This is a genomic window from Shewanella sp. ANA-3 (genome assembly GCF_000203935.1).
GTDB lineage: Bacteria > Pseudomonadota > Gammaproteobacteria > Enterobacterales > Shewanellaceae > Shewanella.
In genome coordinates this window covers 1,996,794-2,012,504 of record NC_008577.1, presented here as the reverse complement: position 1 = coordinate 2,012,504, position 15,711 = coordinate 1,996,794, and the positions used below count along the sequence as shown (strand labels likewise).

The following is a 15,711-nucleotide window of genomic DNA, read 5'->3' as shown; positions in this document are numbered from 1 at the left end:
CCTTCTATACCCAGAAAGTGACTCTTCGAGAGCTATATTATTATTGATTTAAGCTCGGGTTCTCGCATTACACAGCTCGCTTAAGCAGCATTGACTTAATGTGACCAATTGCTTTAGTCGGATTAAGTCCTTTTGGACAGACGTCAACGCAGTTCATGATGCCGTGGCAACGGAACACGCTGTAGGCGTCGTCCAGCTCAGAAAGACGTTCTTCTGTCGCTGTATCGCGGCTGTCGATCAAGAAACGGTAAGCGTGTAGCAGACCGCTAGGACCGATAAACTTATCAGGATTCCACCAGAACGATGGACAAGCCGTAGAACAACATGCACACATGATACATTCGTACAGACCATCTAAATGCGCACGCTGTTCAGGTGACTGTAAATGTTCACGAGCAGGCATCTTCTCATCGTTGATGAGGAACGGCTTGATCTTCTCGTACTGCTTGTAGAACTGAGTTAAATCAACCACTAAGTCACGTACGACTGGCATACCTGGCAGTGGACGAATTTCCAACTTCTTACCTTTGAAGGTAGAGATTGGCGTAATACAAGCCAGACCGTTTTTACCGTTCATGTTCACACCGTCACTACCGCAAACACCTTCACGGCATGAGCGACGGAACGCTAACGTTGGGTCCTGTTCTTTTAACTTGATCAGTGCATCAAGCACCATCATGTCAGAGCCTTCAGCCACTTCGAGGCTGTAATCCTGCATGTAAGGTTTTGTATCTACATCAGGATTGTAACGATAAACTGCAAATTCCAATTTCATCTTTGCAACTCCTAGTAGGTACGTTTCTTCGGCGGGAATGCTTCACGTAACTTAGGCGCCATATTCACAGCACGACGGTCCATGGTTTCAGTCACAGGGTCAAACAGGGTGTGACATAACCAGTTATCATCATCACGCTCTAAATAGTCTTCACGTGAGTGAGCACCACGGCTCTCTGTACGGAAGTTAGCAGCATAAGCGGTGGCAATTGCCGTCGCCATCAGGTTGTCTAACTCTAAACATTCAATACGTTGAGTGTTGAATTCGCGAGAATTATCAGACAACTTGGCATTTTCTAAACGCTTACGGATAGCTTTTAACTGCTCTAAACCTTCTGCCATTGCATCGCCACGGCGGAATACAGAGAAGTTTAATTGCATGCAAAGTTGTAAATCTTTACGGATTTGCGCTGGGTCTTCGCCAGACTTGTTGCTTTCCCAGCGGTTTAAGCGTGCTAAAGTCGCTTGAATTTCCGCATCGGTCGCATCTTTTGGATCCGCAGTCTCATCGAGTGCTTTACCCAAGTGTTGACCCGCAGCGCGGCCAAAGACCACTAAGTCGAGCAGAGAGTTACCGCCTAAGCGGTTAGCACCGTGTACAGACACACAGGCAATCTCACCTACTGCGAATAAACCAACCACATCTTGCTCGCTGCCGTCGTCATTCTTACGAATAACTTGACCGCTCACCTTCGTTGGCAGACCACCCATCATATAGTGACAGGTTGGCAGAACAGGGATTGGACCATCGGCCGGATCGATATGCGCGAAGGTACGAGAAAGTTCACACACGCCTGGTAGACGGGCTTCTAAGGTCTCTTTACCTAAGTGGTCGAGTTTCAGCAAGCAGTGTGGGCCTAATGGACCATCTAAACCACGGCCTTCACGGATTTCAGTCATCATAGAACGTGCTACCACGTCACGAGATGCTAAGTCCTTGGCGTTTGGAGCATAACGCTCCATGAAACGCTCGCCGTCTTTGTTCAGCAGGTAACCGCCTTCACCACGACAACCTTCAGTCACAAGTACACCCGCACCAGCGATACCGGTTGGGTGGAATTGCCACATTTCCATATCTTGCATCTGAACACCAGCACGCATTGCCATACCAACACCGTCACCGGTATTGATGTGTGCGTTTGTGGTTGATGCGTAGATACGACCAGCACCGCCAGTCGCGAGTACAGTGGCTTTGGCTTTGAAGTAAACGATTTCACCCGTTTCGATTTCAATCGCAGTACAACCTACGATGGCACCGTCTTGGTTTTTCACTAAATCGAGGGCATACCACTCAGAAAACACTTGGGTTTTGTGTTTAACGTTCTGTTGGTATAAGCAGTGAAGCAGTGCGTGACCAGTACGGTCTGCTGCTGCAGCGGTACGCGCCGCTTGTTCACCACCGAAGTTTTTAGATTGACCACCGAAAGGACGTTGGTAAATCTTACCGTTATCGAAACGAGAGAAGGGTAAACCCATGTGCTCGAGTTCAATAATGGCTTCTGGACCGGTTTGACACATAAATTCGATAGCGTCTTGGTCACCGATAAAGTCGGAACCTTTTACGGTATCGTACATGTGTTGTTCCCAATGGTCTTCATGGGCGTTACCTAACGCAACGGTGATACCACCCTGCGCAGAAACAGTATGAGAACGGGTTGGGAATACTTTAGATAAAAGCGCACAGCTCTTACCTTCTTTAGAAATCTGTAATGCTGCGCGCATACCAGCACCGCCGGCACCAATCACTACAGCATCAAACTCACGTACTGGAATACTCACTTAGACACCCCACACAATAACAATGCCGGCCGCCAGATAACAAAAGACGGTGACGACGAAGGTGAACTGTAAAACACCGCGTAACGAAGTGCACTTGACGTAATCCGTCAATACTTGCCATACACCAATCCAGGCGTGAACAAGCAGTGCAACTAGCGCAAGCAGGGTAAACACTTTCATTGGCAGAGCGCTAAACAGGCCGTGCCAAACGTCATAGGTGAGAGGGGAACTACATGCAATAAAGCCAACCATGAAAATGGTGTAACAGGCGAGGATTACTGCACTAGCGCGTAGTAGAATAAAGTCATGAACACCACTGCGTCCAAAACTTGCTGCATTGGTTACCATACCCATAACCCCGCTAAAATTGAAAAGGCTACCGTCAGTACAAATACAGCTTTCGCTGAGGCGGTGCCCGAAGCCAACTCTTCCCAACGACCGGTATCCATTACTAAGTGGCGTAGGCCACCGAATAAGTGATAAGCCAGTGCAGTCAAAATGCCCCACATGATGAACTTCACGACGAAGTTATCAAACAGAGATTGTACGCCTGCGAAACTTTCAGCGGAGGCTAAAGATGAATTTAGCAACCAAATAAGAATGCCAACAGCGAACAGCATGATGACACCGGATACACGGTGAAGAATTGACACAATCGCTGTTGCAGGAAAGCGAATGGTCTGCAGATCTAAATGGACAGGTCTTTGCTTTTTCACGTTCTGCTCACTCAGCTCCATTGAGCATTTTTTTTGTTATGTGAACCGCTTTTGTACAAACTTTAAACCGAGGGGTAAATCAGGGCAAAAGTAAACACAAAAGCAAAGTTTAAACAAACAGATAACTATTTGAACACTCACTTATTTAACATGTAAACAAAGGGTGTTTTAACATCATCGTTTGCAGCCCTTATTAGGCGGAGGCAAGTATACTCGCGCGAAATGTCAAATACAAACATCACAGAATGCAAATTTTGTTTTTTTAAGGATATTTTCACCTAAGTGCCAGCTGCACCAAGGAAAGTAAAGAGATTTATACCATGGTCTAACAAATTTAAACGCTTATTTAAATTGAAATGTGATCTAGAATGGCTGTAAAGTAATGGCGGTTTGACATGCCGCACTCACAGATAAGAACGAAGTAAGGAGAACGGGGTATGGCTGATTTAAAAGCCAAATTAGAATTACCAGGGAACGACTCGATAGAATTGCCAGTAAAGCAAGGATCCGCTGGTTTTGACGTAATCGATATCAGTAAACTTGGCAGCAAGGGTTACTTCACTTTTGATCCAGGTTTTCTCGCGACAGCCTCCTGTGAATCTGCAATTACCTATATCGATGGCGATCAAGGTATATTGTTACACCGCGGCTATCCAATCGAGCAACTCGCCGTTGACTCAGATTACTTAGACCTGTGTTACCTGCTGCTTTACGGTGAACTGCCGACGAAAGAGCAATATGCTGAATTTGTACACACAGTAAAAACCCACACTATGGTTCATGAGCAACTCGCCTTCTTCTTTAGAGGTTTCCGTCGTGATGCTCATCCTATGGCGATGTTATGTGGTGTTACTGGTGCATTGTCTGCATTTTATCAAGACTCACTCGATGTCAACGATCCTCGCCACCGCGAAATCGCCGCGTATCGCCTAGTCTCCAAAATGCCAACGATTGCCGCTATGTGCTACAAGTACTCTTCTGGCCAGCCATTCGTTTACCCACGCAATGACTTAAGCTACGCAGGCAACTTCTTAAGCATGATGTTTGCCGTGCCTTGTGAAGAATACAAGGTAAACCCAATCGTTGAACGTGCTATGGATCGTATCTTCATTCTACATGCGGATCACGAACAAAACGCGTCAACATCAACCGTACGTTTAGCCGGTTCTTCAGGCGCGAATCCATTCGCGTGTATCGCTGCGGGTATTGCTTCTTTATGGGGCCCTGCACACGGCGGCGCGAACGAAGCTTGTCTACAAATGTTAGAAGAAATCGGTTCAGTAGACCGTATTCCTGAATTCATCGCCCGTGCGAAAGACAAGAATGACCCATTCCGTCTAATGGGCTTCGGACACCGTGTTTACAAAAACTTTGACCCACGTGCCAAAGTGATGCGTGAAACCTGTCACGAAGTGTTAAAAGAGCTGAAAGTACAAGATCCATTATTAGATGTGGCCATGGAACTTGAGCGTATCGCGCTGGAAGATGAGTACTTCATTTCGAAGAAACTCTATCCAAACGTTGACTTCTACTCTGGCATCATCATGAAAGCCATTGGTATTCCAACTAGCATGTTCACCGTACTGTTCGCATTAGCACGTACTGTGGGTTGGATTGCTCACTGGAAAGAAATGTTGGATCAACCAGGTCACAAGATCAGCCGTCCACGTCAGCTATATACTGGCGAGACTTCGCGTGATTTCGTAAGCCAGGATAAACGCTAATCGGCATTTATCGATTAAAAGCGCCCACTGGGCGCTTTTTTATTGGGATTTTCATACCCGCCCTTCGCTCTTCTTATCACTCCCAGCCACACAATCCCGAATGACCTCGCTTCAGCTTATTTAGCATTTCTCATCACTTTTTAAACTTTTTAGCTACATTTAGTAAGTTTGCCTAATCTACAATCTGACAAATTTAAGTTAATCTACTGAAATTAATGCATTTTTAACTTTGGCATGTTTTCTGCTTTCAGATGGCATCACAAAAATGACAACAGGTAATACTCTTATGGAAAAGTCAACAATTGCTAAGTTCGCCCTACCCGTGCTGTTAGTGTCAATGTTAGCAGCATGCGGCGAAGAGGAAGTGGCTAAAAAAGAAGAACAATATGCCATTCCCGTCGAAACCACTACCGTGATGCAGGGTAATGTGTCTTCGTTTTATAGCACTACCGCCACCCTCGAAGCCCCACAGGAAGCTAACGTCGTGAGCCGCATCGCAGGCCTTATCGAAGCCATTAATGTCGAAGAAGGCGACCGGGTGCAAAAAGGACAAATCCTCGCGGTTATCGATGCCAAACGCCAGCAATACGATCTCGACCGCTCCGAAGCCGAAGTGAAAATCATCGAGCAAGAGTTAAACCGCTTGAAGAAGATGACCAATAAAGAGTTTATCAGTGCCGACTCCATGGCAAAGCTCGAATACAACCTGCAAGCCGCCATTGCAAGACGGGATCTTGCTGAATTACAAGTTAAAGAAAGCCATGTGGTTTCGCCCATCGATGGTATTGTTGCTAAACGTTATGTCAAAGCGGGCAACATGGCGCAGGAATTTGGTGACCTCTTCTATATCGTCAATCAAGACGAGCTGCACGGGATTGTCCATTTACCCGAGCAACAATTAACTAGCCTACGTTTAGGCCAAGAAGCCCAAGTCTTTAGCAATCAACAGAGCAAAAATGCCATCCACGCGAAAGTGCTGCGCATCAGCCCTGTGGTCGACCCACAGAGCGGCACCTTTAAAGTCACCTTGGCCGTGCCCAATCAAAATGCGCATTTAAAAGCCGGGATGTTCACACGGGTCGAATTGAAGTATGACACCCATGAGAATGTGATCACTGTGCCCTACAGTGCCCTGATCAACCAAGACAATAAGCAAGCCCTGTATGTGATTGACGGCAGCAATGCCAACCGCCGCGAAGTCGAAATCGGCTACCGCGAAGGTGACTCGGTGGAAGTCGTCTCCGGTATCAAACCCGGCGAGCAAGTCGTGACCCGTGGTCAGCAAAATTTGAAAGACCAATCCTTAGTTGAAGTCATTACCCCACTCGATTTGGCCTCAGCGAAGAACTGATAGGAGTCTTTCATGTCAATCATCAGCACCTCAGTTAAACGGCCAGTCACGGTATGGATGTTCATGCTGGCCATTATGTTATTCGGTATGGTGGGGTTTTCGCGCTTAGCGGTAAAACTCCTGCCCGATTTAAGTTACCCCACCTTAACCATTCGGACCATGTACGATGGTGCGGCGCCCGTTGAAGTAGAACAACTGGTCTCAAAACCCATTGAAGAAGCCGTCGGCGTGGTGAAAGGCTTGCGTAAGATAAGCTCTATCTCCCGCTCTGGCATGTCCGATGTAGTGCTCGAGTTTGAATGGGGCACCACTATGGATATGGCGAGCCTCGATGTGCGTGAAAAACTCGACACTATCGCACTACCACTGGATGTTAAAAAGCCATTATTGCTTCGCTTTAACCCCAACCTTGACCCTATCATGCGCTTAGCGCTGTCGGTGCCTAATGCGTCTGAGGCTGAACTCAAGCAGATGCGTACCTACGCCGAGGAAGAACTTAAACGCCGTTTAGAAGCCCTCTCTGGTGTGGCTGCGGTGCGCTTATCCGGTGGCTTAGAACAGGAAGTGCATATTCAGCTCAATCAGGAAAAGTTATCCCAGCTCAATTTGAATGCTGACGACATTAAACGCCGCATCAACGAAGAAAACATCAACTTATCTGCGGGTAAAGTGATCCAAGGCGACCGCGAATATCTGGTACGTACCCTTAACCAATTCAATTCATTGGAAGAATTGGGACAAGTGATCGTCTATCGCGACGCACAGACCTTAGTACGTCTATTCGAAGTCGCCACCATTACCGATGCCTTTAAAGAGCGTAGCGACATCACCCGTATCGGCAGCCAAGAGTCGATTGAACTGGCTATCTATAAGGAAGGCGATGCCAACACGGTCGCGGTGGCTAAAAAGCTGCGCGATGAGCTAGTCAAAATCAACCAAGATCCGAAGCAAAACAAACTGGAAGTGATTTACGATCAGTCCGAGTTTATTGAGAGTGCCGTTAGCGAAGTGACCTCGTCCGCGTTGATGGGCAGTATTTTGTCCATGCTGGTGATTTACCTGTTCCTGCGCAATATTATCCCGACGCTGATTATCTCTATCTCGATCCCCTTCTCGGTGATTGCCACCTTTAACATGATGTACTTTGCCGATATCAGCTTAAACATCATGTCATTAGGCGGTATTGCGCTCGCCATTGGGCTCTTGGTTGACAACGCCATTGTGGTGCTGGAAAACATCGACCGCTGCCGTAGTGAAGGCATGAGCAAATTAGATGCGGCAGTGACTGGAACCAAAGAAGTGGCGGGCGCGATTTTCGCCTCCACCCTAACCACACTCGCGGTGTTTGTCCCCTTGGTTTTTGTCGACGGTATTGCCGGCGCCCTGTTCTCGGATCAAGCCCTCACAGTGACCTTTGCTCTGCTAGCATCACTCTTGGTGGCATTAACTTCGATTCCGATGCTAGCCTCCCGCGAAGGCTTTACAGCACTGCCAGAACTCATCAAGAAAACCCCGAAGGAGAAACCCACTACTAAGCTCGGTAAGTTAAAACACTACAGTGCGACGGTATTTTCCTTCCCGATTGTGTTGCTTTTTAGCTACTTACCGAGTGCATTGCTGACATTAGCGTTAGTCATTGGCCGCTTCTTCTCTTGGCTGCTTGGATTAGTGATGCGCCCACTGAGCAGTGGTTTTAACTTTGTTTACCACGCTATCGAGTCGGTTTATCACAAACTGCTGGCGATGGCGCTACGTAAACAAGTCGCCACCTTGTTACTGACCATTGGGATCACAGGTGCCTGTATTAGCCTGCTGCCCCGTCTTGGTATGGAACTCATCCCACCGATGAACCAGGGGGAGTTTTATGTGGAGATCCTGCTGCCTCCTGGCACTGCGGTCGGTGAAACCGATAAAGTGCTGCAACAACTCGCGATGTCGATTAAAGACAGGCCCGAAGTCAAACATGCCTATAGCCAAGCAGGCAGCGGCGGTCTCATGACCTCTGATACCGCCCGTGGCGGCGAAAACTGGGGGCGTTTACAGGTCGTTCTGAACGATCACACGGCTTACCACCAAGTAACGCAAGTGCTGCGAGACACCGCACGCCGCATCCCTGAACTGGAAGCCAAAATCGAGCAACCTGAACTCTTCAGCTTTAAAACCCCATTGGAGATTGAACTCACAGGTTACGATTTACACTTGCTCAAACGCAGTGCCGATAATCTGGTTAAGGCGCTTTCCGCCTCCGAGCGCTTTGCCGATGTGAATACTAGCCTGCGTGATGGTCAGCCAGAACTTAGCATTCGCTTCGACCATGCTCGCTTAGCCGCCTTAGGCATGGATGCGCCCACGGTCGCCAATCGCATTGCCCAGCGCGTCGGTGGCACGGTCGCCAGTCAATACACAGTACGTGACCGCAAAATTGATATTTTAGTGCGTAGCGAACTGAATGAGCGGGATCAAATCAGTGATATCGATGCGCTAATCATCAACCCCAACAGCCCACAACCGATAGCCCTGAGCGCCGTGGCCGAAGTGTCATTGCAATTAGGTCCATCGGCAATTAACCGCATCAGCCAACAACGCGTGGCCTTAGTATCGGCCAACCTTGCCTATGGCGACTTAAGTGACGCAGTGGCCGAAGCGCAGCAAATTTTGTCGGCACAAGTGTTGCCCGCCTCGGTTCAAGCACGCTTTGGTGGGCAAAATGAAGAAATGGAGCATTCATTCCAATCACTGAAGATTGCATTAATCCTAGCTGTTTTTCTGGTGTACTTAGTGATGGCGAGTCAGTTCGAATCGCTGCTGCATCCGCTGCTGATCTTATTTGCAGTGCCGATGGCGCTGGCAGGTAGCGTGCTGGGGCTCTATATCACCCAAACTCATTTGAGTGTGGTGGTGTTTATCGGCCTCATCATGCTCGCGGGGATTGTGGTCAACAACGCCATCGTACTCGTGGATAGGATTAATCAGCTGCGCACCGAAGGCGTGGACAAGCTTGAGGCCATTAAGGTCGCAGCCAAATCCCGTCTGCGCCCGATTATGATGACCACCTTAACCACAACTTTAGGTTTACTGCCGATGGCCTTAGGTTTAGGCGATGGCTCAGAAGTCCGCGCACCAATGGCGATTACCGTAATCTTTGGTCTGAGCCTCTCGACCCTATTGACCCTGATTGTGATTCCAGTGCTCTATGCCTTGTTTGACCGTAAAGAGTTTACGCATACCGCCACAGAGCAAGACAACACGGCAGAAACCACGGAGGCTCGCCTATGAACCTCACCCGTTTAGCGATAAAACGCCCTGTCACCACCAGCATGTTTTTCTTTGCTATCTTGCTGTTTGGTTTGGCTTCTAGTCGCCTATTGCCGCTCGAAATGTTCCCCGGCATCGATATTCCACAAATTGTGGTGCAAGTGCCTTATAAAGGCTCAACGCCAGCGGAAGTTGAGCGCGATATCACTAAGGTGCTCGAAGAGTCCCTCGCCACTATGGGCGGTATCGATGAGCTGGAGTCCGAATCCTCCCAAGAGGGTTCGGAAATCGAAATCAATATGAAATGGGGCGAAAACGTCGCCACTAAAAGCTTAGAAGCGCGGGAAAAAATCGATGCGGTGCGGCATTTATTGCCCAAGGATGTTGAACGGGTGTTTATCCGCCAATTCTCCACCGCCGATATGCCAGTATTGACCATACGGATTTCGAGCGACCGCGAGCTCTCTGGCGCATTCGACTTGCTTGATAAACAGCTCAAACGCCCGCTGGAGCGGGTCGAGGGGGTGTCTAAAGTCAATCTCTATGGGGTTGAGCAAAAGCAGATTGAGGTCAGGATCAATGCTAACCGCCTCGCCGCCAGTGGCTATTCGGCAACCGAGTTACAGACGCGTCTCGGCCGCGAAAACTTTGTGTTGAGCGCTGGCACTTTGCGGGAAAGTAATCTGGTTTATCAGGTGTCACCTAAGGGCGAGTTTCGCAATCTAGAAGACATTAAAGCCCTAGTGCTATTGCCTGGGCTGACCTTAGGTGACGTTGCCGATGTGCAATTTGCGCTGCCTGAACGGGTAGAAGGGCGTCATTTAGATAAGCATTACGCCGTGGGTTTGGATGTATTTAAAGAATCCGGCGCCAACTTAGTGGAAGTGTCTGATCGGGTATTAAAGGTGATTGAGCTTGCCAAGCAAGATCAACAATTCCAAGGTATTCGCTTGTTTATCATGGAAGATCAAGCCTCTGGCGTAAAATCTTCCCTCTCGGATCTGCTGCTGTCGGGATTAATCGGCGCCTTGCTGTCTTTTATCGTGCTGTATTTATTCCTGAGAAACTTCAAGATGACCTTGATTGTGGTGTCATCAGTGCCGATTTCGATTGGTATGACACTGGCCGCCATGTATCTACTGGGTTACAGCTTAAACATTCTGTCGATGATGGGACTGTTATTAGCGGTCGGTATGCTTATCGATAATGCGGTCGTGGTCACCGAGAGTGTGCTGCAGGAGAAACAAGGTAAAAATACTAAGAGTGTTCAAGACAATGAAAATGCGGTCATGACAGGGGTCGATAAAGTCAGTCTTGCCGTACTTGCGGGCACTATGACCACGGCTATCGTATTTTTACCCAACATTTTTGGGGTTAAAGTCGAGCTCACCATCTTCCTTGAGCATGTGGCGATTGCGATTTGTATTTCGCTGGCGGCCTCACTGTTAGTGGCTAAAACATTAATTCCATTGATGTTGACTAAGTTTCACTTCGATATCACGCCGGAGAAAGCGCCAGGTAAGTTACAAAACTTCTACAATCGTAGCCTCAACTGGGTACTGCTGCGTCCTTGGCGTTCTGGGCTGATTTCGGTGGCGATTTTAATATCCACCGCCCTGCCGCTGTCGATGGTCAAACAGGATCAGGAGGACAGCCAAAGTAAGGAGCGCATTTACGTCAACTACCAAGTGGAGGGTCGCCATAACCTCAATGTGACCGAGGCAATGGTGAGCCAAATGGAAGAGTATCTTTATAATAATAAAGAGGAATTCCATATCGACTCAGTGTATAGCTACTATGCGCCCGACGATGCCTCTTCGGTGATTTTGCTGAAAAAAGACCTGCCCATGCCACTGGATGAATTAAAGAAGAAAATCCGCAGCGGTTTTCCTAAATTCTCCATTGCTAAGCCTCAATTTGGCTGGGGCAATGATAACTCGGGCGTACGCGTCACGCTCACAGGTCGCTCCACCTCAGAGCTTATCCATTTGAGTGAGCAAGTATTACCCTTACTCTCCAATATCAAAGGGTTAGTGGATGTGCGATCCGAAGTGAACGGTGCGCAGCAGGAAGTGGTGATCCGCATAAATCGTCAGATGGCGGCACGACTGGATTTAAAACTCAACGAAGTGGCTTCTAGCATATCAATGGCCCTGCGCGGCTCACCGCTACGCTCATTTAGACACGACCCCAATGGGGAACTGCGTATCGAAATGGCCTATGAGAAGGAATGGCAAAAATCCCTCGAGAAGCTAAAACAACTGCCGATCGTGCGTATCGACCAACGTCTGTATACCCTTGATAACCTTGCCAGTATCGAGATCCAACCTAGGTTCGATACCATCAAGCACTATAATCGACAAACCTCGCTTTCTATCGGGGCGAACTTAGATAATCTCACCACAGAGGAAGCCCAAACGAAGATCAAACAGGTGATGGAAAATGTGCGCTTCCCGAATGGTTATAACTATTCGCTGCGCGGTGGATTTGAGCGTCAGGATGAAGATCAGAGCGTGATGGCTATCAATATGCTGCTTGCTATCGCTATGATTTACATCGTAATGGCGGCGCTGTTTGAATCTTTATTATTACCGACGGCGATTATCACCTCAATTCTGTTCTCGATCACAGGGGTCTTTTGGGCTTTGCTGCTCACAGGCACGCCTATGTCAGTCATGGCCATGATAGGGATCTTGATTCTAATGGGCATTGTGGTGAATAACGGCATCGTATTGGTCGACCAAATCAACCAAATGACGCCTGAACTCGATAAGCTGCCGGATACCATACGCGAAGTCTGTATTACCCGTCTGCGCCCGGTACTGATGACAGTGGGAACAACCGTGCTGGGCCTTGTGCCACTGGCGATGGGCGATACCCAAATCGGCGGCGGTGGCCCACCGTACTCGCCAATGGCCATCGCGATTATCGGCGGTTTGTCGTTCTCAACGGTGACGAGTCTATATTTGGTGCCATTATGTTACCAACTGCTCTACAGAATGCGTTATCGCGCCGCGGTGCGCCTGGGTGAATCGAACCGCATCGCCCAAAAGCTCCTACCTTGGACGGTTTAACTAGTTAATGTTTGCGAGATAAGTTCTCATTCCACTTGAAAGATAATAGGCTGACTTGCATCAAAACAAGCCAGCCTATTTTTTATAAACAGAGCTTAGCCAATAGCGTTAACCAATGGGTAAATCAATGGGCTAAATCAACAGGCTTAGTCAATTCAGTTAATTAATAGGGTGCGCCCTTGTATTCACAACACAAAAGTGAATTTGAAATAACTGCTCAAGGCCGGGATAAATCTCTTGGATCACTCGGCGCAGCTCAGGCAGCGTCATATTCTCCTGGGCAGCATGTTGCTCTGTCAGCGCCGAAAACAATACAGGCACAACCTCAATCACCTTAATATCACAAAACCAACGGTCAGCTTCGAAGGTCGATACCGGCAAAATTTGCCCGGCAAATACATGGGACTCGGCTTCATTCCTTAAGGTAATGGTCTTAGCCCCTGACAAAATATCCTGCTCGAAACGCTCAAAGAAAGTGATCTTAGTTAACAAGTGACCTCCACCTATTGCTTTTTAAAGCATTAAAAATTGATGACTATCAATACGTTAAATGGGTAGCTCACGCTAATTTTGACATAAATAAAGTGCATTACCCATAAAAAACGCCATATTCTAGCACGGCTTAGATCTCGCTCTAGATACAGCTTCGACTGCGCCGTAACAGCAAAACATGGAGAGATTGGCAATATTCAGTTAGAATCCAGCTTTAATTGAGCCACTGGACTCAGCCTGCATAGGCAAAAACCGAATTAGAGATGTTATGAACAAGAAGCAAAAGATCGTTAAGAAAATGGCTAAGCGCGAAAAAGCCAAACAAAACAAAATCGAGAAGCCCAAGGTGGGTGTAAAGCCGCGTTATATTTCTAAAGCGGAGCGCGCGCGTCTTGAAGCCGAAACGCCAGAAGCCGTGGCTTTAGAAGTAGCGCAAGAGATCGCAGGTGTCGACGCTTCTAGCGCGGAAGATAAGGCTGCGAGCTAAGCCTCTTTGTGCCGTGACTCTCGGGATGCTCGCACTCGCATAAAACGCTCTCGCGTGAATGCGAACATACCAAACATAAAGGCCACTTTTCAGTGGCCTTTATGCTTTATGAATTTTTATGACTCTTTAAATTACCAAGATGGTTATCTCAGGGTTTACGGCGTATTCGGTTTCGCTTTATCAAAATCCACCGCGGCCGTGGCCGCCTCGCATTCCTGCTCTTCGGTCAATTGGCCCATTTGCACATGGGAGGATGAAAACGGACTCGTAGATGAGGGCAGATTTTGGCCAACACAATTGGCAATTTCTTCCTCATCCCCCGCCAGTAGCTGCTGGCACTTATTCTGCGCCTCTTCGGTATCGCTCACGACAGGCTGCGCTGCGCTTGCACGACTTGCGACTGCGACTTTATCGACTAAGCGGTAGGCCACCCATACACCCATGACCCCAAAAAGAATGGAGCCTAATACTTGGCCGATTAACACACCGTATACCCCGCCCCACTGCGCGCCCAAATACACGAATGGCACAGTGCCTAACGTCGCTTTACCCACGTTGAACAGGGTGGAATATTTGGCTTTACCCAGATTATTAAACGAAGCATTGGCCACAAATAAAATGCCAGAGAAGGTAAAAAACACCGCGATATAGCTACAGAAAAACTCAATAAGCGCCGCGCTATCGCCTTTCATATCGAACAGGCTCACCACCTGCGATTTGAGCAAGAACAGCAATAGCGACATCACCACCACATACAAGGTACAAAATTGAATCGCCTTGGTTAAACTCTCACGCACCCGGTCGAATCGGCCCGCGCCAAAGTTTTGCCCAACAATCGGCCCAATGGCACCGGATAACGCAAAAATCATCCCAAAGGTGACTGGGATTAATCTACCAAGCACCGCCCAACCGGCAACATAGGCATCACCAAAATCGGCAATCGCGCGGGTCACAAAGGCGTTACCTATGGGCGTAGCGATATTCGTCAGCATGGCGGGCCCGGCAATGGCGAAAATCGGTTTGAGATCGGCAACAAAATAGCTGAAGTTAAACTTACCCAGCAGCTGATGTTTTACGACTACGCCGCGCCCGGCAATGATAAAGACCGCGATACGGGCAAGCACCGACGCCAGTGCCGCGCCTTCAATCCCCATGGCAAACAGAAAAATAAAAATCGGATCCAGTACCGCATTAACCCCGCCGCCCGCTAAGGTCGACATCATCGACAGCTTGGCATCCCCAACGGCACGCAGCGCACCGCCAAGGGCCATCGCAAGGCAAATAAAGGGTAAAGAAGGCACCAAAATGTACAGATAACTCTCGGCAAGTTCGGCGGTATGGCCGCTCGCCCCCACCAAGGTCACTAATTCGGGAATAAAACAGGTCACCACCACACTCACAAAGAGGCTGATTAAGGTGGTCACCGCCGCACTATTGAGCAATAGGCGTTTGGCCAGTTCCACATCCTTTGCGCCAATCGAGCGGGAAACTAACGCGCCGAGTGCAATCGAGAGACCAATACCAATCGAAGTGGTAAAAAACGAAATGCTGCCCGCATAGCCCACCGCCGCGGCCAGTTCATGTTCACCAAGCAAACTTAAGAAGAAAATATCGAGCAAATCGACTACAAATAAGGCAGAAATCCCCACGGCGGCGGTCGAACTCATCACGAGGATATGACGAAGAATCGAACCTTCAACGAATTTGGCTTGGGTCATGGGGTTGTTTTACCTTGATCTATTGGATGGACTGACATCAAATCCAGTCTGTGGCTCTCGCCACTTTAGCAGTCTCTTGAGTAAGTAAGCCTACCATGAGGCAGCGCACATAATAAATCATTAAAACGATTTGGTTTGTTACGAATAACTTACACACTCAGGCCTTTACTCTCACAATAGCCTGTTTGGTTCGAATGCCCTCAAGCCATGTAACTCGGTCGTGCTTAAGCCCGTCACTTAAGTCAGTCGCTTAAGCCAAACGGCTTATTCCAAATAGTTAGTCCCAACCTGTTAAATCCAATCACTTAAGCCCAACCAGTTGGTCTAAGTATCTTTCTTTA

The 15,711-nt window shown here is 48.3% G+C and carries 11 protein-coding genes; 5 read left to right on the top strand and 6 right to left on the bottom strand.

Annotated elements, in window-relative coordinates; translation table 11 throughout:
• Positions 1 to 67: 67 nt before the first annotated feature.
• The 4 genes from SHEWANA3_RS09030 to sdhC are packed head-to-tail and all read right to left on the bottom strand — an operon-like array spanning position 68 to position 3,290.
• A complete protein-coding gene (locus SHEWANA3_RS09030; RefSeq protein ID WP_011622413.1) occupies positions 68 to 775 on the bottom strand; it encodes a succinate dehydrogenase iron-sulfur subunit in 708 nt (235 codons plus the stop codon).
• Between the two features lie 11 nt (positions 776 to 786).
• Entirely contained in the window at positions 787 to 2,553 is a 1,767-nt protein-coding gene (sdhA, locus tag SHEWANA3_RS09025) for a succinate dehydrogenase flavoprotein subunit (RefSeq protein WP_011622412.1), read from the bottom strand.
• Positions 2,554 to 2,901 (bottom strand): succinate dehydrogenase, hydrophobic membrane anchor protein, encoded by a 348-nt coding sequence (sdhD, locus tag SHEWANA3_RS09020; protein WP_011622411.1) that lies wholly within the window; start codon positions 2,899 to 2,901, stop codon positions 2,554 to 2,556.
• A complete protein-coding gene (sdhC, locus tag SHEWANA3_RS09015) occupies positions 2,895 to 3,290 on the bottom strand; it encodes a succinate dehydrogenase cytochrome b556 subunit (RefSeq protein WP_011622410.1) in 396 nt (131 codons plus the stop codon). The genes sdhD and sdhC overlap by 7 nt, the downstream gene beginning before the upstream one ends.
• Positions 3,291 to 3,706: 416 nt before the next feature.
• On the opposite strand from sdhC, the gene SHEWANA3_RS09010 reads away from it, so the two are divergent.
• From SHEWANA3_RS09010 to SHEWANA3_RS08995, 4 genes are all read left to right on the top strand, one after another.
• A complete protein-coding gene (locus tag SHEWANA3_RS09010) occupies positions 3,707 to 4,993 on the top strand; it encodes a citrate synthase (RefSeq protein WP_011716732.1) in 1,287 nt (428 codons plus the stop codon).
• Positions 4,994 to 5,279: 286 nt separating this feature from the next.
• Positions 5,280 to 6,344: an efflux RND transporter periplasmic adaptor subunit gene (locus tag SHEWANA3_RS09005; protein WP_011716731.1), complete on the top strand. Its 1,065-nt coding sequence runs from the start codon at positions 5,280 to 5,282 to the stop codon at positions 6,342 to 6,344.
• 12 nt (positions 6,345 to 6,356) lie between these two features.
• Complete coding sequence (locus tag SHEWANA3_RS09000; RefSeq protein ID WP_011716730.1) at positions 6,357 to 9,620, top strand: efflux RND transporter permease subunit; 3,264 nt, start codon at positions 6,357 to 6,359, stop codon at positions 9,618 to 9,620.
• The gene (locus tag SHEWANA3_RS08995; RefSeq protein WP_011716729.1) at positions 9,617 to 12,673 is read left to right on the top strand and encodes an efflux RND transporter permease subunit; all 3,057 of its coding nucleotides are present in this window, start codon (positions 9,617 to 9,619) and stop codon (positions 12,671 to 12,673) included. The genes SHEWANA3_RS09000 and SHEWANA3_RS08995 overlap by 4 nt, the downstream gene beginning before the upstream one ends.
• Before the next feature lie 159 nt (positions 12,674 to 12,832).
• Here the strand turns inward: SHEWANA3_RS08995 and yqfB are convergent, their stop codons facing one another.
• Entirely contained in the window at positions 12,833 to 13,165 is a 333-nt protein-coding gene (yqfB, locus tag SHEWANA3_RS08990; RefSeq protein WP_011716728.1) for a N(4)-acetylcytidine aminohydrolase, read from the bottom strand.
• 268 nt (positions 13,166 to 13,433) lie between these two features.
• Here yqfB and SHEWANA3_RS08985 point away from each other — a divergent pair, with 268 nt between their 5' ends.
• Complete coding sequence (locus SHEWANA3_RS08985) at positions 13,434 to 13,652, top strand: DUF2986 domain-containing protein (RefSeq protein WP_011716727.1); 219 nt, start codon at positions 13,434 to 13,436, stop codon at positions 13,650 to 13,652.
• Between the two features lie 155 nt (positions 13,653 to 13,807).
• Here the strand turns inward: SHEWANA3_RS08985 and SHEWANA3_RS08980 are convergent, their stop codons facing one another.
• Positions 13,808 to 15,370: an MATE family efflux transporter gene (locus tag SHEWANA3_RS08980; protein WP_011716726.1), complete on the bottom strand. Its 1,563-nt coding sequence runs from the start codon at positions 15,368 to 15,370 to the stop codon at positions 13,808 to 13,810.
• Between the last annotated feature and the right edge of the window lie 341 nt (positions 15,371 to 15,711).

Excerpts from the sequence above, each read along its gene's own strand:
- SHEWANA3_RS09030 (WP_011622413.1), bottom strand. The coding sequence starts at position 775 with ATGAAATTGGAATTTGCAGTTTATCGTTACAATCCTGATGTAGATACA.
- sdhD (WP_011622411.1), bottom strand. The coding sequence starts at position 2,901 with ATGGTAACCAATGCAGCAAGTTTTGGACGCAGTGGTGTTCATGACTTT.
- sdhC (WP_011622410.1), bottom strand. The coding sequence starts at position 3,290 with ATGGAGCTGAGTGAGCAGAACGTGAAAAAGCAAAGACCTGTCCATTTA.
- SHEWANA3_RS09010 (WP_011716732.1), top strand. The coding sequence starts at position 3,707 with ATGGCTGATTTAAAAGCCAAATTAGAATTACCAGGGAACGACTCGATA.
- SHEWANA3_RS09005 (WP_011716731.1), top strand. The coding sequence starts at position 5,280 with ATGGAAAAGTCAACAATTGCTAAGTTCGCCCTACCCGTGCTGTTAGTG.
- SHEWANA3_RS09000 (WP_011716730.1), top strand. The coding sequence starts at position 6,357 with ATGTCAATCATCAGCACCTCAGTTAAACGGCCAGTCACGGTATGGATG.
- SHEWANA3_RS08995 (WP_011716729.1), top strand. The coding sequence starts at position 9,617 with ATGAACCTCACCCGTTTAGCGATAAAACGCCCTGTCACCACCAGCATG.
- SHEWANA3_RS08985 (WP_011716727.1), top strand. The coding sequence starts at position 13,434 with ATGAACAAGAAGCAAAAGATCGTTAAGAAAATGGCTAAGCGCGAAAAA.
- SHEWANA3_RS08980 (WP_011716726.1), bottom strand. The coding sequence starts at position 15,370 with ATGACCCAAGCCAAATTCGTTGAAGGTTCGATTCTTCGTCATATCCTC.